Origin of the sequence: Clostridium sp. Marseille-P2415 (assembly GCF_900155545.1) — a bacterium.
Taxonomy (GTDB): Bacteria; Bacillota; Clostridia; order Lachnospirales; family Lachnospiraceae; genus Lacrimispora.
This window is the reverse complement of record NZ_LT732526.1, coordinates 2,358,069-2,376,383: the sequence shown is the minus strand read 5'-3', so window position 1 is coordinate 2,376,383 and position 18,315 is coordinate 2,358,069. Positions and strand designations below refer to the sequence as shown.

Annotated in this window: 20 protein-coding genes; 17 read left to right on the top strand and 3 right to left on the bottom strand. The window is 49.0% G+C overall.

Annotated elements, in window-relative coordinates; all coding sequences use genetic code 11:
- The first annotated feature begins 49 nt into the window (after positions 1 to 49).
- From BQ9856_RS15805 to bglX, 9 genes are all read left to right on the top strand, one after another.
- A complete protein-coding gene (locus BQ9856_RS15805) occupies positions 50 to 850 on the top strand; it encodes an ABC transporter ATP-binding protein (protein ID WP_077611890.1) in 801 nt (266 codons plus the stop codon).
- Positions 843 to 1,541 (top strand): ABC transporter ATP-binding protein, encoded by a 699-nt coding sequence (locus BQ9856_RS15800; RefSeq protein WP_077611889.1) that lies wholly within the window; start codon positions 843 to 845, stop codon positions 1,539 to 1,541. The genes BQ9856_RS15805 and BQ9856_RS15800 overlap by 8 nt, the downstream gene beginning before the upstream one ends.
- A 12-nt stretch (positions 1,542 to 1,553) precedes the next feature.
- A complete protein-coding gene (locus tag BQ9856_RS15795; protein WP_077611888.1) occupies positions 1,554 to 2,411 on the top strand; it encodes an aminotransferase class IV in 858 nt (285 codons plus the stop codon).
- 8 nt (positions 2,412 to 2,419) lie between these two features.
- Positions 2,420 to 3,493, top strand: coding sequence for a DUF4392 domain-containing protein (locus BQ9856_RS15790; protein WP_077611887.1), 1,074 nt, complete (start codon positions 2,420 to 2,422; stop codon positions 3,491 to 3,493).
- Between the two features lie 3 nt (positions 3,494 to 3,496).
- The gene (pxpB, locus tag BQ9856_RS15785; protein WP_077611886.1) at positions 3,497 to 4,186 is read left to right on the top strand and encodes a 5-oxoprolinase subunit PxpB; all 690 of its coding nucleotides are present in this window, start codon (positions 3,497 to 3,499) and stop codon (positions 4,184 to 4,186) included.
- Positions 4,187 to 4,191: 5 nt separating this feature from the next.
- Entirely contained in the window at positions 4,192 to 5,244 is a 1,053-nt protein-coding gene (locus BQ9856_RS15780; protein ID WP_077611885.1) for a biotin-dependent carboxyltransferase family protein, read from the top strand.
- Between the two features lie 2 nt (positions 5,245 to 5,246).
- Positions 5,247 to 6,050, top strand: coding sequence for a putative hydro-lyase (locus BQ9856_RS15775; RefSeq protein WP_077613403.1), 804 nt, complete (start codon positions 5,247 to 5,249; stop codon positions 6,048 to 6,050).
- Between the two features lie 31 nt (positions 6,051 to 6,081).
- On the top strand, positions 6,082 to 6,837 hold the full coding sequence (locus tag BQ9856_RS15770; RefSeq protein ID WP_077611884.1) for a LamB/YcsF family protein: 756 nt from the start codon (positions 6,082 to 6,084) through the stop codon (positions 6,835 to 6,837).
- Between the two features lie 126 nt (positions 6,838 to 6,963).
- Entirely contained in the window at positions 6,964 to 9,213 is a 2,250-nt protein-coding gene (bglX, locus tag BQ9856_RS15765; RefSeq protein WP_077611883.1) for a beta-glucosidase BglX, read from the top strand.
- Here bglX and BQ9856_RS15760 read toward each other — a convergent pair.
- Positions 9,205 to 9,435 carry a hypothetical protein gene (locus tag BQ9856_RS15760; protein WP_077611882.1) on the bottom strand — a complete coding sequence of 77 codons (231 nt, stop codon included), beginning with the start codon at positions 9,433 to 9,435 and terminating at the stop codon, positions 9,205 to 9,207. The two genes, bglX and BQ9856_RS15760, sit on opposite strands and share 9 nt — an antisense overlap.
- A gap of 81 nt (positions 9,436 to 9,516) precedes the next feature.
- On the opposite strand from BQ9856_RS15760, the gene BQ9856_RS15755 reads away from it, so the two are divergent.
- Both BQ9856_RS15755 and def read left to right on the top strand, forming a co-directional pair.
- Positions 9,517 to 9,765 carry an ATP-binding protein gene (locus tag BQ9856_RS15755; RefSeq protein WP_235839224.1) on the top strand — a complete coding sequence of 83 codons (249 nt, stop codon included), beginning with the start codon at positions 9,517 to 9,519 and terminating at the stop codon, positions 9,763 to 9,765.
- A gap of 228 nt (positions 9,766 to 9,993) precedes the next feature.
- Entirely contained in the window at positions 9,994 to 10,428 is a 435-nt protein-coding gene (gene def / locus BQ9856_RS15750; protein ID WP_442855593.1) for a peptide deformylase, read from the top strand.
- A gap of 73 nt (positions 10,429 to 10,501) precedes the next feature.
- Here the strand turns inward: def and BQ9856_RS15745 are convergent, their stop codons facing one another.
- Both BQ9856_RS15745 and BQ9856_RS15740 read right to left on the bottom strand, forming a co-directional pair.
- On the bottom strand, positions 10,502 to 11,704 hold the full coding sequence (locus BQ9856_RS15745; RefSeq protein ID WP_077611880.1) for an FprA family A-type flavoprotein: 1,203 nt from the start codon (positions 11,702 to 11,704) through the stop codon (positions 10,502 to 10,504).
- A 119-nt stretch (positions 11,705 to 11,823) separates the two neighbouring features.
- Positions 11,824 to 12,849, bottom strand: coding sequence for an XdhC family protein (locus BQ9856_RS15740; RefSeq protein ID WP_077613402.1), 1,026 nt, complete (start codon positions 12,847 to 12,849; stop codon positions 11,824 to 11,826).
- A gap of 270 nt (positions 12,850 to 13,119) precedes the next feature.
- Here BQ9856_RS15740 and BQ9856_RS15730 point away from each other — a divergent pair, with 270 nt between their 5' ends.
- The 6 genes from BQ9856_RS15730 to BQ9856_RS15705 all read left to right on the top strand — a co-directional run bounded on the left by BQ9856_RS15730 (position 13,120) and on the right by BQ9856_RS15705 (position 18,298).
- Positions 13,120 to 13,521, top strand: a complete 402-nt coding sequence (locus tag BQ9856_RS15730; RefSeq protein ID WP_159442014.1) for a helix-turn-helix transcriptional regulator — start codon at positions 13,120 to 13,122, stop codon at positions 13,519 to 13,521.
- Complete coding sequence (locus tag BQ9856_RS15725; protein ID WP_077611878.1) at positions 13,518 to 14,105, top strand: ATP-dependent Clp protease proteolytic subunit; 588 nt, start codon at positions 13,518 to 13,520, stop codon at positions 14,103 to 14,105. The genes BQ9856_RS15730 and BQ9856_RS15725 overlap by 4 nt, the downstream gene beginning before the upstream one ends.
- Positions 14,106 to 14,193: 88 nt before the next feature.
- A complete protein-coding gene (locus BQ9856_RS15720; protein ID WP_235839223.1) occupies positions 14,194 to 14,670 on the top strand; it encodes a DUF523 domain-containing protein in 477 nt (158 codons plus the stop codon).
- Between the two features lie 20 nt (positions 14,671 to 14,690).
- Positions 14,691 to 15,446: an arginase family protein gene (locus tag BQ9856_RS15715; RefSeq protein ID WP_077611877.1), complete on the top strand. Its 756-nt coding sequence runs from the start codon at positions 14,691 to 14,693 to the stop codon at positions 15,444 to 15,446.
- Positions 15,447 to 15,557: 111 nt separating this feature from the next.
- Positions 15,558 to 16,877, top strand: coding sequence for an aspartate kinase (locus tag BQ9856_RS15710; RefSeq protein ID WP_077611876.1), 1,320 nt, complete (start codon positions 15,558 to 15,560; stop codon positions 16,875 to 16,877).
- A gap of 305 nt (positions 16,878 to 17,182) precedes the next feature.
- Entirely contained in the window at positions 17,183 to 18,298 is a 1,116-nt protein-coding gene (locus tag BQ9856_RS15705) for an aldo/keto reductase (RefSeq protein WP_077613399.1), read from the top strand.
- The last annotated feature ends 17 nt before the right edge of the window (positions 18,299 to 18,315 follow it).

The following is an 18,315-nucleotide window of genomic DNA, read 5'->3' as shown; positions in this document are numbered from 1 at the left end:
GCAGGCATGCGGTAAAAGAACAGGAAAATGCGAAAGGAGGTGCATAGGTATGGCAGGAGCAGAGAAAAAAGTCCCGGTACTGAAAGCCCGGAATCTGGGGATCCGCTTCGGCGGCTTAAAAGCGGTGGACAGCTTTAACATGGAGATCGGAGAATCCGAGCTGGTGGGCCTGATCGGGCCTAACGGTGCCGGAAAAACCACGGTGTTCAACTTAATCACCGGAGTTTACAAACCGACGGAAGGTTCCTTTTACTTAAACGGCCGGTGCATGAACGGGAAAAAGACCCATCAGATCGTAGAGGCGGGAATTGCCAGGACCTTTCAGAATATCCGTCTGTTTCAAAAAATGTCGGTCATTGACAACGTAAAGGCCGCCATGGGCGCCAAGCTGTCCTATGGCCTGGTTCATGCTGTTTTCCGCACACCTGCCTACTGGAAGCAGGAAGCGGCTCTGACTGCCAGGGCAAAGGAGCTGCTGGAAATCGTTCATTTAAGCGGAAAAGAGGAGTGCGAAGCGGGTAATCTGCCCTATGGGCAGCAGCGCCGTCTGGAAATCGCCAGGGCTCTGGCTACGGATATGAAGCTTCTCCTCCTTGATGAACCGGCAGCGGGCATGAACCCGACGGAAACAGAGGAGCTTCTTGAGATCATCAATTACATCCGCAATGAATTCCGGATCCCGGTCCTTCTCATTGAGCATGATATGAGTCTGGTCATGAAAATCTGTGAACGGATCCAGGTGCTCGATTTCGGTACCACGATCTGCTCCGGGACGCCGGAGGAGATCGCCAATGACCAGAAGGTTATCGAGGCGTATTTGGGAAAAGAGGAGGTGGAGGAGGATGCTTGAGGTCAAAAATCTGGCAGTGTCCTATGGCGCCATAGAAGCCATACACAATGTTTCCATGGAGGTACACCATGGGGAGATCGTCTCCCTCATCGGAGCCAATGGAGCGGGAAAAACCACCATACTCCGGACCATTTCCGGGCTTAAAAAAGCGGATGACGGAGAGATTCGTTTCGACGGGACGGATTTGAGAAAGACAGAGCCCAGCAGGATCATCACCCTTAAGCTGGCTCATGTGCCGGAGGGCAGGCACATTTTCCCCCAGATGACCGTAGAGGAAAATCTGGAAATGGGAGCCTTTACCGACGGAAAAGACATGGAAGCCAGCATGGACGATGTGTTTGAACGGTTTACCCGGTTAAAGGAGAGGCGCAGGCAGCTTGCCGGGACCTTATCCGGGGGAGAACAGCAAATGCTTGCCGTAGGCCGGGCCCTGATGGCAAAGCCCAGAATGATCCTTATGGATGAACCATCCATGGGCCTTTCTCCTCTGCTGGTTAAGGAGATCTTTTCCATTATCAGGGAGGTCAATAAAAAGGGCATCACCATTCTTCTGGTGGAACAGAACGCCAGAATGGCCTTATCCATTTCCAACCGGGCCTATGTCATGGAAACGGGGAAGATCACCATTCAGGGAGATGCAGGGGAGCTGTTAAAGGATGCCAGGGTAAAAAAGGCATATCTGGGACAATAGGAGGCTAAACGTATGAAAGAACTTGCTTATTATGACGGAAAGATCGGAACGCCTGAGGAACTGACGGTTCCTTTTAACGACCGGGTACATTTTTTTGGAGACGGTGTCTATGATGCAACCGTAGGAGGCAATCACAGGGTTTACTTACTGAAGGATCATCTGGACCGTTTTTATTCCAGTGCAAGGGCTCTGGACATTAAGATTCCCATGGAAAAAGAAAAACTGGGAGAGCTTTTGACAGAGCTTCTCTCCAGGGTAGAGGGAGAAACCCATTTTGTCTACTGGCAGGTGACAAGAGGGGCAGCGGCCAGAAACCACATTTACTGTGAGGATATGATGGGAAAGCTATGGGTCATGATACGGCCCAATAAACTGCGGGACCCGGAGGTGCCGGTCAAGTTAATAACCAGAGAGGATACCCGGTTCCTGCACTGCAATATCAAGACCTTAAATCTGCTTCCGTCGGTCATGGCTTCCCAGGAAGCGGCAAGGCTTGGGGCGGATGAGACCGTACTTCACCGGGGAGATGTGGTGACGGAGTGCGCTCACAGCAATATTTCTATATTAAAGAACGGTATATTTCTTTCCCATCCCAATGACAATCTGATCCTGCGCGGCATCTCAAAGACCCATATGATAGCCGCCTGTTACAGGCTCGGCGTTCCGGTTCTGGAGCGGCCGTTTACCCTTTCCGAGTTAATGGACGCGGATGAAATCCTGGTGACCTCTTCTTCCAACTTCTTCCTTTACGCCGGGCAGGTGGATGGAAAACCGGTGGGAGGCAGAGACACCTCGACATTAAAGCGGATCCAGAATGCGGTAATTGAGGAATATCTGGCGTATACGGGAAAGAAGAGCATATTTGATTAGGAGTGAGTATGGAGAGAGCTGAACTGGAAAAAAGGAATGTAGGAGAAAATCTGGACGCCTTAATGAATCTTGATCCCAGGGGGTATGGCGTATGCCGGATTCTGTATGCCGGAAGCCGTAAAAAAATGGGAGAACCTCTGACTATGAGGGCGGCCGGGAAGCTGTGCGAAACGGTCCGGGAAAATGACCTTGTTTTCATCCTGACCGGATTTGTGCTTCTGCCTCATAAAGAACCTGAGATGGATGGTATGGTAAGCTCTATGCTTTTGGCCCGTTCCCTTGTCATGGCCTTTGGTGCGAAACCGGTCATCATCTGTCCGGAGGACTGTATGGAAGCCGTCAGGAAATGCGCCGGTGTCGTGGGCCTGCACGTATATGAGGATTTGCAGACGGTCCGGGAGCTGCCCCTTAGCATGGGAGTTCTGGCCTTTACGAAGAATCCGGCCCGGGCGCAGATGGAAGCGGAATGGCTGTTAAAGGAAGCAGTTCCCTCCGCAGTCATCTCAGTGGAGGCCCCCGGTGCCAATGAGAGGGGCGTTTACCACAATGCAGCAGGAAAGGATGTGTCCGAACTGGAAGCAAAGACCGATGTTCTGTGGGAAATGCTTCGCTTAAGAGGAATTCTCAACATTGCCATCGGTGATTTGGGAAATGAGATCGGCATGGGGGCCATAGCCGGGCACATTAAAAAATACGTACCCTTTACGGCTCCGGAAGAATGCATATGCGGCTGCGGAGGCGGAATTCTGGCGGCCAGCGGGGCTGATCACGTGATCACGGCCACCTGCTCGGACTGGGGATGTTATGGACTCATGGCCGCATTGGCCTATTTAAAGCGGGATATGGAGATCCTTCACCGGGAGGAGATGGAGGAAGAGGTCATGCGGGTGGCATCCCGAAGCGGACTGATCGATATGACCGGCTCCCTACTTCCCGGTATTGACGGCTTTAACATCCGGATGAATACCGGAATTGTAAGCCTGATGCGCCAGTGTACCGACTATGCGGTCCGCTATTCCCGCAATTCCGACCACTGGTTCGGACCGGTGCTTAAAAAGGGATTTTTTGCGGAAAGGGGATAAGGCATGGTAAAAATAAAGGCGGTTGGAGACCGTGCCGTTCTGGTGGAGCTGGGAGATTCCATCAGCGAGACTACCAACCGGAAGGTCATGGAATTGAATAAAAAAATAAAAGAATTTTATATGGAAGGAATTCTGGAGACAGTACCCGCCTTTTGTTCCATTCTGGTCTGTTATGACCCTTTGAAAACCGATTTTGACACTGTGTCCCAGGCCATGTTAAGCCTGACTGAAGCTTTGGAGGAAGGGGGAAAATCAGCCGGGAAGCTTGTGCAAATTCCGGTCTGTTACGGAGGAAGCTTCGGGCCGGATCTGTCCTTTGTGGCAGAGCATGCCGGAATGAAGGAAGAAGAAGTGATCAAGCTTCATTGCGGCAGGGACTACCGTATTTATATGCTGGGATTTCTTCCCGGGTTTCCTTATCTGGGAGGAATGGATGCGCGTATTTTTACACCCCGGCTCCAAACGCCCAGGACCGGGATTCCAGCAGGGTCCGTGGGAATCGGCGGCGAACAGACCGGCATCTATCCCATGGAATCCCCCGGCGGATGGCAGCTCATCGGGCGCACTCCATACCGGCTTTTTCAGCCCGAGCATGAGGGAAAACCGCTTTATGAGGCCGGAGATTCCATCCGTTTTGTACCCATCAGCCGGACGGATTTTGATAAAATCAGCCGGGAACAGGAAATGAGGTGACGGATATGGCATTTGAGATCCTATTGCCGGGGGCCCTGTCCACCGTGCAGGACAAGGGAAGAAGCGGATATTTAAACCAGGGGTTTCAGGAAAGCGGAGCCTGTGACAAATACTCCATGAGACTTGCCAATCTGCTGGCTGGAAATTTAGAAGAACCGGAGCAGGCGGCAGTGGTGGAGTTTACCTTAAACGGCGGAGAAATCCGTTTTACCTCCGACGAGATCCTCGCCCTTACAGGTGCGGATATGAGTCCGGCACTGAACGGACATCCGGTTCCCATGTACAGCCCCATTCTGGCAGAAGCCGGAGACATTCTGACACTGGGATTTGCGGTCTGGGGCCTGCGGACCTACATGGCAGTATACGGCGGCATATCGGTTCCTGTTGTCATGGGAAGCCGTTCCACCAATTTAAAATGCCGGATGGGAGGATTCGGCGGGAGGCCGCTGCGTGCAGGAGATGTTCTGGAAAATGGCAAAACGCCGGAACAGGCCAGGCATTTGAAAGAAATGCTTAAGGGAAGAGAGCCGGATCTCTCCATAGATGTGAATGAGCCGTGGCTCCGCCTGCCCGGGAATCCCTGCCGTTATTACGGCAATGAAAGGTTTATACTGCTTCGTGCAGTTGCCGGACCTCAGGATGAGGCATTTACGGAAAGCGGGCTTAAGACCTTTGTCAGAGCCCCTTACCGCCTGAGCAGGGATTGTGACCGGATGGCGTGCAGGCTGGAAGGTCCGGCTATTGAAATGAAAAAGGGGGCAGACATTATTTCCGACGGAATTGTAGAAGGCTCCGTTCAGGTATCGGCCTCCGGGCTTCCCATGGTCTTAATGGCAGATCACCAGACTGCAGGCGGATATGCCAAAATTGCTACGGTAATCAGTACGGATATTCCAGCTCTGGCCCAGTTAAGGCCAGGGGACTGGGTGACGTTTCAGTATGTGACTCCGAAAGAGGCAGTTGCAGCCGCCCGAAAGGAAGAAAAAAAACTCAGGGAGTTTCAGGAACGGCTGAAACAGGTTTTTCACGGTTGTCAGGAAAGAAGGAAAAGAGTATGAGCATGGAATACATGGATCGAAAACCGAAAGAGGTAAGGCAGCTGATCAGGGAAGGGATCCTGTACGGTCCTACGACAGGTATGTGCGGCGGCTACGCACAGGGAAATCTGGTGGTTCTTCCCCAGGAACTCGCCTTGGATTTTCTTTTATTCTGCCAGAGAAATCCCAGGGCCTGTCCCCTTCTGGAGGTGTCGGATGCGGGCAGCAGGACATTTCCCCTGACCGCAGAGGGCAGTGATATCCTAAGGGATATTCCCAGGTACCGGATATATGAAAACGGAATCTGTACCGGAGAATATACGGATGTATCAGAGATTTTTGATGATTACCAGAAAACCGGACGAAAACTTGTAAGCTTTCTGATCGGATGCAGCTTTTCCTTTGAAACAGAGCTTTTAGAGGCTGGGATACCGGTGAGGCAGATTGAGGAAGGGGTCAATGTTCCCATGTACAATACAAAGATTCCCTGCGCATCTGCCGGAATATTTTCCGGAAATATGGTGGTCAGCATGCGGCCGATTCCCCACAGGCAGGTACCGGCGGCCGCAGCCATCACTGCTGCCATGCCGAGGGTACATGGTGCTCCGGTGCAGATCGGCTATCCGGAAGCCATTGGGATCCGTCACATCGAAAAGCCTGATTACGGAGATCCGGTGACCATAAGGGAGGGAGAGGTACCTGTATTCTGGCCCTGCGGCGTTACGCCCCAGGCCGCAGTCATGAACAGCAGGCCTTCCTTTGTCATTACCCATGCTCCGGGCCATATGTTTATTACGGATATCAAAAATGCGGAATTAAAGTATTAACGGAGTAAAAGAGAGGAAAGGAGCGGTGTTCATGCCAGCCATTGATTTAAACTGTGATCTGGGAGAAAGCTTCGGGGTCTATAAGATCGGAATGGATAACGAAGTCCTTCCGTTTGTTACGTCAGCGAATATTGCCTGCGGCTTCCATGCAGGGGATCCTCTGGTCATGGAAAAAACCGTAGCCCTGTGCCGGGAGCATGGAGTGCGGGCCGGTGCCCATCCGGGATTTCCGGATCTGGCGGGATTTGGGAGGCGGAATATGAGTCTTTCTCCAGAGGAGGCAAAGGCCGGTGTCATGTATCAGATCGGGGCCCTGAAAGCGTTTTGCGACGGGGCAGGAGTCAGGCTTTGCCACGTAAAACCCCATGGGGCCCTATACAACATGGCTGCGAAGGATTATAAACTTGCAAAGGCCATCTGCCAGGCAATCAAAGAGGTGGATGAAAGCATGGTCCTCCTGGCTTTAAGCGGCAGTGAGATGCTCCGGGCAGCAAAGGAACTGGGGATTTCCTGTGCCAGCGAAGTTTTTGCAGACCGGGCGTACCAAAGGGACGGGACCCTGGTCCCCCGCAGCCAGAAAGGGGCTGTCATAGAAGACGAAGACCTGGCGGTCAGCCGGGTGATCCGCATGGCGCGGGAAGGGAAGGTAGAAGCCATAGACGGAAGTGATATTTCCATTGAGGCTGATTCCGTATGCGTTCATGGGGATGGGAAAAGAGCATTGGAATTTGTGAAGAAAATACGGGAAAGCTTAGAGAATGCCGGGATCGGGCTGAAGGCGTTCTGATATCTTTTATTGCGCCGTGTAAGAACCAGCTTTTTAAATTTGCCATGGAAAAAAATAGTATTAACCGCTTGTTTCTACAGAAGAAATCTGGGATAATAAGAGAAAAAGGTTGGGAAGGAGTATACCATGACAGAGGAAAAGCTACAAGAACTATTGAATGATATGACATTGGAGGAAAAGATTAATCAGCTGCTGCAGCTTCCGGGAAGCTATTATGAAAAATCCGCGGCAGTGACCGGGGGGCTGGACGGCAGTCCTTTTACTGAAAAACAGATCTCACAGGCAGGAAGTGTTCTTGGGATTTATGGAGCAGAAACGATCCGTTCCATTCAGGATCAATACATGAGGAACCAGCCTCATCATATACCGCTTTTATTTATGCTGGATGTCATTCACGGCCTCCGGACTGTCTTTCCGATGCCTCTGGCTCAGGGGGCTGCCTTTGACCCGGAAATCGTAGAGGCATGTGCACAGGCTGCCGCCAGGGAGTCTGCAGTCAGCGGGGTACATGTAACCTTTGCCCCTATGGCAGATCTGGTACGGGATGCAAGGTGGGGACGTGTCATGGAGTCAACGGGAGAAGATCCTTATTTAAACAGTACTCTGACCGCGGCCATGGTTCGGGGATTCCAGGGCTCTCATGCAGGGGATAAGGACCGTATGGCAGCTTGCGTAAAGCATTTTGCCGGTTACGGGGCGCCGACAGCAGGAAGGGAGTATAACAATGTAGAGCTTTCAGAGCATACGCTCCGGGAATTCTACCTTCCGGCCTATCAGTCGGGAATTGATGCAGGCAGCGAGCTGGTCATGACTTCTTTTAATACATTAAATGGGATACCATCTTCCGGAAATCAGTGGCTGATTAGGGAAGTTTTAAGAGAAGAAATGGGCTTTGACGGTGTGCTGATTTCTGACTGGGCAGCCATTGAAGAGATGATTGCCCACGGCTTCTGCGAGGATGAAAAGGAAGCGGCCGGAAAAGCTATGGAAGCCGGTGTGGATATCGACATGGTAACAGGTATTTACTGTGGATATTTAATGAAACTGGTGGAACAGGGAGAAGTGGGAGAACGGCTGGTAGATGAGGCGGTCATGAGGGTTCTGCGTTTAAAGAATAAGCTTGGGCTGTTTGAAAATCCTTATAAAGATGCGGATGCAGCCAGGGAAAAAGAAGTGATTCTCTGTGATGAGCACCGAAAACTTGCAAGAAAAGCAGCCAGAGAATCGTTTGTATTGTTAAAAAATAAAAAAGATGGAAAGACCGGGAAAGCAATATTGCCGTTAGATCCTGCAATGAAGATCGCGTTTATCGGTCCCTATGTGGATAACAGTGAGCTGCACAGCGCCTGGGCCATTGCGGGAAGGGCAGAGGATGCCGTGACTGTCCGCCAGGCGGCGGAGGAAATACTGCCTGGATGTAACGTTGTATTCTGTCAGGGAAGCGGAATCCTGGATGGCGGAGAGAATTTAAACCGTAACGGCATTGATATTCCCTGCAACAGCCTGGAAAAAACGGACTTTGAAACGAACAGCAAAAGAGAGATGGAGGAGCATGCTCTTAAAGCAGCAGGAGAGGCTGATGCAGTGGTGTTCTGCATGGGAGAACACCGGCTGCAGAGCGGGGAAGCCGCAAGCCGCGCTGATATAACGGTTCCTGAAGTTCAGATGAAGCTGTTTCGGAAGGTATGTGAAGTCAATGGCCGTGTTGCAGCCGTCGTATTCAGCGGAAGACCTCTGGATTTACGGGAGGTTTCAGAAAAGGCTGCGGCAGTTCTGGAGGTGTGGATGCCCGGAACGGAGGGAGGGCATGCCATCATGGATGTTCTGACAGGGCTGTATAATCCATCCGGAAAATTACCCATGAGCTTTCCTTACTGTACCGGACAGACACCAGTTCACTATAACCAGTATGCAACCGGCAGACCGTGCTCCGGGAAGGAGGACAGAATCTTTTATAAATCCCGTTATCTGGATATTCCCAATGAGCCGCTCTACCCCTTCGGATATGGTTTGAGCTATACGGAATTTGAGATTTCTCCGGTTTCTCTAAGCAGTGGCGTCATGAGTCAGGAAGGCGGAAATTTAAAGGCTTCTGTTCAGGTAAAGAATGTGGGGAACATGGAAGGCACGGCTGTTTTACAGCTTTACATACGGGATGTGGCTGCCAGCGTGGTGCGTCCGGTGAAGGAACTGAAAGGATTTTTAAAGGTGACCTTAAAACCGGGTGAGGAACGAAGAGCGGAGTTTGAGATTAAGGAGGAAATGCTTAAGTTTTATACCATAGACGGGAAATTTAAAAGTGAAAAAGGGAAATTTTTTGTCTGGATCGGGGACAGCAGTGATACGGAGAACCGGGCGGAGTTTGTATTACAGTAGATGGTTGATGAGAGGAACATGAATGGTGTAATTACCTTCTGTAAACTCACTTAAAAAAGGCAGGCGGTGGCTTTGAATTGTATATTCTTCAAAACCGCCGCTTTTTTCATCTTTGTTCTCCAATACAGCAGCGGAAAGAGTATTAGCAGAACCAGCAAGGAAATTTTTAAAAGCCGGTATGGAAGTATCCATATCCCGTAGCCTTTTGATATTGTTCCCCAAAAGCGCCCCCAGAAAAATATCGGCCACATTCTTGAGAATATCGTCTATCTTGAATTGCTCCGACGCGGATATGAGGTTTCTGTGGGGCAGCTTGATGATGGCAGTGAGGTGGATTTCGTAGCCAGCGGAACGGACAGTACGAGCTATTACCAGGTATCGGCAACGACGCTGGAGGAAGAAACGCTGAAAAGGGAGCTGGCACCGTTTCGTAGAATAAATGATAATTATCCTAAATACTTGTTGACACTGGATGAGGTATTCGGTACTGCTGATTATGAAGGGATTCAAAAGAAAAATGTTCTTGACTGGCTATTGGAAGAGCAACTGTAGTGTAGATGATAGCAAATAATAGAATATAGATATTTTATATTGCAACGTTTTCTCCTTAAGAGCAGATTCCTGTACAAATGGCTAAGAACCGGATCTTTAAAAGTAATGTATATGCAAAATTTGTAGTAAAAAGTAATGTTCAGATTGCACAGTTATAAAAGGCCTGTTAAAATAAAGGGAAAAGAAGAGTAATATGATTATGGAGGAAACACATTGGCAATTCTGAACATGCGATATGAAGGCGATGAAATACTGAGAAAGAAATGCAAGGAAATAAAAGCGGTAGACGACCGGATCCGGGAAATTCTCGACGACATGGCAGAAACCCTTTCTAATACCCCCAATGGAGCGGCCGTTGCCGCAAATCAGCTGGGAATCTTAAAACGTCTGGTGGTGATTGACATGGGCACCGGCTTGATCAAGCTGGTAAATCCGGTCATCAGGCAGGCGGAAGGTGAGCAGGAAGTGATAGAAGGCTGTTTAAGCTTTCCGGATAAGGTGGGAAAACTGAAACGTCCCAGGACCGTGGTCGTGGAAGCGCTGAATGAAAATGGGGAGACAATCACCCTGACAGGGACTGATGAGATGGCAAAGTGCTTTTGTCATGAAATTGATCATCTGGATGGGATCTGTTTTACGGACAAGGTAACGGAGTGGCTTTAAAATCAGGGAGTGGCGAAATCCCCCGTTGGTTTGACTGCAGGAAATGTCAAACAACCGGGGGATTCTTATGGAATTACTTTAAGGATTCTGCAATGGCATTCGCCAAAGCTCCGATTTCGGCCAGCTGATCCTCTTTCACGGAGGACTTGACCGTAACGACCGGATCCAGTATGGTCATATTTTTCATATCTGAAAGGATTTCCGTCATTTTTTTACCGGCCATGATGCCCCAGGAACCGTTTTCCATAAGGGCAACGGTGCGGTTCTGCACATTATGGGCTTTCATGTCCAGGAGCAGGTGTTCCATGTTGCTGAAAATTCCTCCGTTATAGGTGGCGGAAGCAAATACCAGATGGCTGCAGCGGAACGCTTCTGAAATAATGACGGATGGATGGGTCACGGAAACATCGTACATGGCAATATTGCGGATTCCTCTTTCTGCCAGGCGGCATGCCAGGATGTTGGCCGCATTTTCCGTATTGCCGTAAATGGAGCCGTAAGCGATCACGACAGCCTTTTCTTCCGGCGCATAGCTGCTCCAGGTTAAATACTTATCTATATACCAGCCGATATCGGAACGCCATACAGGCCCGTGAAGAGGGCAGAGGATCTGAATATCCAGAGCAGTGACCTTCTTTAAAAGCGTCTGGGCAGACGGACCGTATTTGCCTACGATGTTGGAATAGTATCTTCTGGCCTCATCAAGCCAGTCACGTTCAAAGTTGACTTCATCGGCGAACAGGTTTCCGTTCATGGCACCGAAGGTTCCGAATGCATCGGCGGAAAACAGAATTTTGTCCGCATTATCATAGGTAACCATGACTTCCGGCCAGTGAACCATAGGGGCCATGAAAAAAGTAAAGGTATGTTTCCCTGAGCAGAAGGTGTCCCCCTCTTTTACGATGACGGCTCTGGAATCAACGCCGAATTCGTAAAACTGGTTGATGATCGGTATTGTCTTGGCATTGCAGATCACCCTGATATCCGGATATCTTCGGACGATCTCGCCTAACGTGGCACAATGGTCCGGTTCCATATGGTTGACGATGATGTAATCCAGATTCCGTCCTCCGAGAACTGCTTCCACATTTTCCAGAAACTGTCCGGTGATAGCGCGGTCAACGGTATCAAAAAGTACGGTTTTCTCATCTAACAGGACGTACGAGTTATAGGAAATTCCTTTTGGAATCGGGTAAGCGTTTTCGAACAGAGCGAGACGGCGGTCACTTCCGCCAACCCAGAACAAGTCGTCTTTAATATTTTTTACACAGTACATGATGCAGCCTTCCTTTCTTTCGTTCTAATCCCTCTATTGGAGTATACTATATTTTCCGGAAAATGTCATTGTCTTTTTCTATAAAATCAGTAGGGATTAAAAGCGAGAACATGACCGGTCTATAGAACGGGCTCAATATAAACCTCTACCGTTCCTCCGCATACCATGCCCTCGTCTTCTGCGGTGTCCGGAGTCATATCAACTTTCTTTAATACCGGCTTTCTATCTCTCGCAACCTCTCTTGCAATGCCGCATACCTCGGATTCCACACAGCCTCCTCCAATGGTTCCGATGCTGCTCCCATCCAGCATCACAAGCATTTTCGTACCGGCATCCCGCGGTGCGGAGCCTTTTCTTGAAACGATGGTAACGAGTGCCTTCGGCATCTTTGATAATTCCGCAGAAGTAAGTCCGTCCATGATTTCCTTCGGATATCCAAAACCGCTTTTGCCTTCGTTTTTGATCTGAATGATCTCCGCCATAATTGCTACGGCAATTTCTTCCGGCGTCTGGGCATTGATCTTTAATCCGATGGGCGTACAGACCTGATCAAGCAGGCCTTTGCTTATGCCCCGGCTTTGCAGAAATTCCTTTACGATCCTTACTCTTGACCGGCTCCCGATCATGCCGATGTAAGCATTTTTCTTATTTATTATATGATACAGGCACTCCTGGTCAAACCGATGTCCTCTGGTAACAATAATAAAGTAATGATCTGCACTTCCCTGTATTTCACCTAAGGCCTCTTTAAAAGGTTTGCACAGGACCGTATCTGCCCCCTCTTTTTTTGCAGTATTGGTAAAAGACATTCTGTCATCGATCACCGTAATATGAAAGCCCAGCATTTTGCCTATTTTGATTATGGGGATAGAAATATGCCCGGCACCGCATACAACAATATGCTTCTCGCTTGTTACGAATTCACAGAACAAGCGGCTGTCCCCTGATTTTATGATCTGGGTTTTGTCTATATTTATTAAAGACTCTGAGAAAACATCAAATGCATTCTCATTTCCCTGCTTATAAAGAAACTTGCCGCTGCACCAGAGAGCCTTTGACCCGGAACCGGGCCCTTCTATTATTGACAGGCTGATCAGATTTTTATCCTTATCCGCCTGCTTCAGCTCTTCATAAAATTTCATCATAATCATCGATCCTATCCTGTTCTGTATGGTAATTCATCGGTATTTTCCCAAGTCCGAAGCAGCCGTATCCGCCCATCCTATTATTGCCCCCTGGTCTGTAAATATTTATAATTAACAAGTATACCATACCGTCAGCTTTGTTTTCAAATGCCTTTATAACAATTTTCCGGAATTTTTCTAAAAAACCGCCGGCAATGAAGAACATAGCATTTTTTATTAAGACAGCATGCCGGAAAGCTGTTATAATGACAACAGATCATGGAGGATAGAATGATGGAAGATAAGAAAAAAATCGTTGAGGAAGTGATCGGCTATGTGGAAGCCCGGTTGTCTTTGGAGGAAGGACTGGACCTGGAGAAAATTGCGGATAATGCCGGCTATTCCAAATTTCATTTGAACCGGGTATTTTCCGAAGTGACGGGCTGTACCCTTCATCGGTACGTAAGAGAACGCAGGCTGACTGAGGCGGCAAGGAAACTGGTGCAGGAGAAGGCTTCCATTGCAGACATTGCGTGGGAGGCAGCTTACCAGTCCCAGCAGGCTTTCACGCTGGCATTTAAACAGGCTTATGGGTGTACGCCCCATACATACAGAAAAGCAGGGATTCACAAAGAATTAAGGGCCAGGGAGATCGTGCAGAAACAGGCCGGATTGTGGAGGTGTGCGGCATGAGCTTTGTACCTTATGTCATCGAACAGACTGCGGCAGGCGAGCGCAGCTATGACCTTTTTTCCCGCCTTTTGAAGGAACGGATTATTTTCCTGGGAGATGAGGTGAACGACGAATCCGCCAAGCTGATCGTGGCACAGCTTTTATTCCTGGAATCCGAAGAACCGTCAAAGGATATCTCTTTTTATATCAACAGTCCGGGAGGTTCCATAACGGCAGGGCTTGCCATTTACGATACAATGCAGTACATCCGCTGTGATGTATCTACTATCTGCATCGGTGTGGCAGCGAGCTTCGGAGCATTCCTTCTCGCCGGCGGATCCAGGGGGAAGCGGTTTGCCCTTCCAAACGCAGAGATCATGATACACCAGCCCGGGGTTCAGAGCATTGGCGGCAAGGCTGTTGATATCTCGATTTTTTCGGAGAAGCTGCAAAAGGATAAATTGCGTTTAAACCGGATCATGGCGGAGAATACCGGCCGTACCACGGAGGAAATTGACCGGGATACGGACCGTGACCATTTTATGACAGCAGCAGAGGCAAAGGCCTACGGAATCATTGATGAAATCATGGAACACAGGAACTGATACGGCTTTTTGGGGTTCAATCCGGAAAAAGGGATTGAACCCCTTTCCATTTTTTGGTACAGTAGGAATTATGGAAGGAGGCGGGAACGTGAGCGGGAAAAGAGAAAACATTCTGGTAAGCGCATGTCTTCTGGGAGTCAACTGCCGCTATGACGGCAGGAACGGCAGAAATGAAGACGTGCTTGGGCTTATGGAGACTTATAACTTAATACCGGTCTGTCCGGAGCAGTTAGGAGGCTTAGAAACGCCCAGAGAGCCGGCGGAAAGGCTGGCTCAGAATGAAGAAGACGGTCAGGAAAAAATCCGTGTGGTCAATCAGGCGGGAAAGGATGTAACAGCCTGTTTTATGCGCGGCGCCGAAGAAACTTTGAAAATTGCCAGGCTCTACGGCTGCAAGCGGGCCATTTTAAAAGAGCGCAGTCCGTCATGCGGCCATGGGATCATTTACGATGGTACGTTTTCAGGGAAAAAGATTCCCGGAAGCGGTGTGACCGCAATGCTTTTGGAGGAAAACGGAATCACCGTGACAGGAGAAAGCAAAGTGATGGAAACAGTAACACCTTAACAACAGGCATTGGAGGTAAAATGAAGCCGGTAACCATATTTAATTTTTCCGATGTTTACAGAAGACAGGATTTTTACAGGGAGATTCCTCATGAATGGATCGACTGCACGGACCTTTCCGGGGTTCACGGCTTTTGTGATGAGGAAGCCTTACAGGTGATCGAAGACCGGGCAAAGGAAGTGGACGGAGGCATCCGGTTTATTGACGGCGGAAATTTTCACTATTTAAGCTATGCACTGATGAAAAAACAGCAGGAACCATACAGTCTGGTGGTGCTTGACCACCACACGGATATGATACCGCCCCGGTTTGAGGGGATGCTTTCCTGCGGCAGCTGGATCAGGCAGTCCCTCGAGGATCAGGAATGCCTTCAGAATGTGATTATGCTTGGTGTTTCCGATGAACTGGCAGGGACCATTGAGGAGAGGTACCAAAACAGGGTGACTGTGTATGCGGAAACGGATATTTCCGGGGAAGGCTGGCTTTCCGATTTTGCCGGGCAGCTCCATGAGCCTGTGTATTTATCCATTGATAAAGATGCGTTCTCACCGGATGAGCTGACCACGGACTGGGATCAGGGGACCATGACCCTCAAGCAGCTTCATATGGTATGGAATGCGATAAACGGGGAAGCGCCGGTCCTTGCTGTGGACGTTTGCGGGGAATATAACAGCATAAGCGGCGGTCCTCTGCGTGTGGAAGAGTCGGATAAAAAGAACAGCCTGGCCAATGGGAAGATTTTAAACATGCTGCTTGAAAAGCGATTTTATGCATAAAAATGGAAAATTATGCATACTCCTTGAAAAATACTTGACAGCTGATGGCAATTAGGATATTATTTCCGTTAAATGTGTAGATAATAACCTGTATCAGAGGAGAAAGACGCTATGAAAAAAGTTGTGAAATTCGGAGGAAGCTCTTTAGCCAGCGCAAAGCAGTTTAAAAAGGTGGGAGATATCATCCGCGCGGATAAGAGCAGACGGTTTGTGGTTCCATCCGCGCCGGGGAAACGAAACGACAAGGATGAAAAGGTCACAGATCTGTTATACCAGTGTTATGACGCAGCATCAGACGGAAAAAGCTACAAAAAGATTTTAGAGAAGATTGAAGAACGTTATATGGAAATCATTGACGGGCTTGGCCTGAATTTGAATCTGGACCATGAGTTTGCAGCCATTGAAGAGAACTTCCTTAAGAAGGCAGGGCGTGATTATGCAGCTTCCAGGGGAGAATACTTAAATGGCATGATCATGGCAGAATATTTAGGCTATGAATTCATTGATGCGGCTTCCGTGATTTTCTTTGATGCAGACGGCAGCTTTGAGGCAGAGCTCACCGATCAGGAGCTTGGCGAACGTCTGGAGCATGTGGAAAATGCGGTCATTCCCGGCTTTTACGGATCCAGGCATGACGGAACCATCAAGACCTTTTCCAGAGGCGGCTCCGATGTGACAGGCTCCATTGTGGCAAAGGCCATTCATGCGGACATGTACGAAAACTGGACCGATGTTTCCGGTTTTCTGGTGGCTGACCCCAGGATCATCAAGAATCCAGAGGTCATCGAGACCATTACATACCGGGAGTTAAGAGAACTCGCCTATATGGGTGCCAGTGTCCTTCATGAGGATGCCATCTTTCCGGTAAGGAAAGAGGGGATCCCCATCAACATCCGCAACACCAATAAGCCGGAGGACAAAGGGACCCTGATCGTGGAAAGCACCTGCCGCAAGCCCCATTACACCATTACGGGAATTGCAGGAAAGAAAGGCTTCTGTTCCATCAACATTGAAAAGGCCATGATGAACGCTGAGGTCGGTTTTGGCAGAAAGGTGCTGGAAGTATTTGAAAAGTACGGCATATCCTTTGAGCACATGCCGTCCGGAATTGATACCATGACCGTATTTGTCCACCAGTCTGAATTTGAAGAGTATGAGCAGTCCGTCATTGCAGGCATCCACAGGGCGGTAGAGCCTGATTTTGTGGAAATGGAATCGGACTTAGCCCTGATCGCGGTGGTAGGACGGGGAATGAAGGCCACCAGGGGGACAGCCGGAAGGATCTTCTCCGCTCTGGCCCATTCCAGGGTCAATGTAAAGATGATCGACCAGGGATCCAGTGAACTGAACATCATCATTGGCGTGAAGAATGCAGATTTTGAAGAAGCGATCAAGGCTATTTATGATATATTTATCATGACTGAGGTTTAACAGGAAGACAGGATGAAGGGCGGATGCCTGGCATCCTGTTTTTCCTTTTTTCATCCAAAAAAAACTTTGGAACAGGAACGAAATGTGATACAATGTGACTTATGGGAAGGAAAGCAAGCACGAACGAAGTGAGTATTTGCTTTCACCTCATAAGTCAACGACAGAACGAAGTTCTGGAGTATTATCAGGAGCAGTTTTTGCTTCTGATACTTATGGGAAGGAAAGCAAGTACGAACGAAGTGAGTATTTGCTTTCATCTGCCGGCCGGTAAAATGGCCGTAAAAAATATCATGCGGAGGAAAACTATGCAGTATCGTGATTTTGGTAAAACAGGATTAAAAGTGTCGGCTCTCGGGTTTGGAGCCATGAGGCTGCCGGTTCTTCATGAAAACGATGTGGATGGAAAACGGGCGGCAGCCATGATCCGCCATGCCATCGATGAAGGGGTGAACTACATCGATACGGCATATCCGTATCATCAGGGAGAAAGCGAGCGGATCGTAGGGGAAGCTTTAAAGGATGGTTACCGGGAGAAAACTTATTTAGCTACCAAATGTCCGGTATGGAAGCTTGAAAAGCCGGAAGATTTTGATGAAATTTTAAAGGAACAGCTGGAGAAGCTCCAGACAGACCATATTGATTTTTACCTGCTTCACGCTTTAAGCCGGGAGCGTTTTGAAGAAAAGGTCAAGAAGTTCGATCTTGTAAAACGAATGGAAAAAGCCAGGGAGGAAGGGAAAATAAAATATCTTGGTTTTTCCTTCCATGATTCATATGATGTGTTTCAGGATATCCTAGAATATTATGATGGATGGGATTTCTGCCAGATTCAATATAACTACGTGGATCTTGCGCATCAGGCAGGAGAAAAGGGACTGAAAGCAGCGGCTTCAAAGGGCCTTGGAGTGGTGATCATGGAACCGCTTCTCGGCGGTAAGCTGGCCAATCCGGCGGATCATGTAAAAAAGGTATTCCCGGAGGATAAGACGGCCGTGGAATATGCCCTTGATTTCCTGTGGGACCAGCCGGAAGTGAGCCTGCTTTTAAGCGGTATGAGCGACGAAAAGCAGTTGGAGGAAAATCTTTTATTTGCAGACCGCAGTTATATTGGAATGGTAACAGAAGAGGAGAAGCAGGTTTATAAGAAGGCAAAGGAAGTATTTGATTCCATGGCTTTGGTTGGCTGCACCGGCTGCCGCTATTGCATTCCGTGTCCGTTTGGCCTTGAGATACCGGAAATTTTCTCCCTTTACAACATGACCGCCGCCCACCGGGAAAAAGAAGCAAAGGCCGGGTATGAGGCCATGTCCATACGGGCGGAAGGATGCAGGGCATGCCGTCATTGTGAAAAAGAGTGTCCGCAGATGATAAAGATCAGCCAGGTCATGCCGGAGGTGGCAGAGGTGTTTGCAAAGCTTTAAGCTTAACTGTTTCGGGA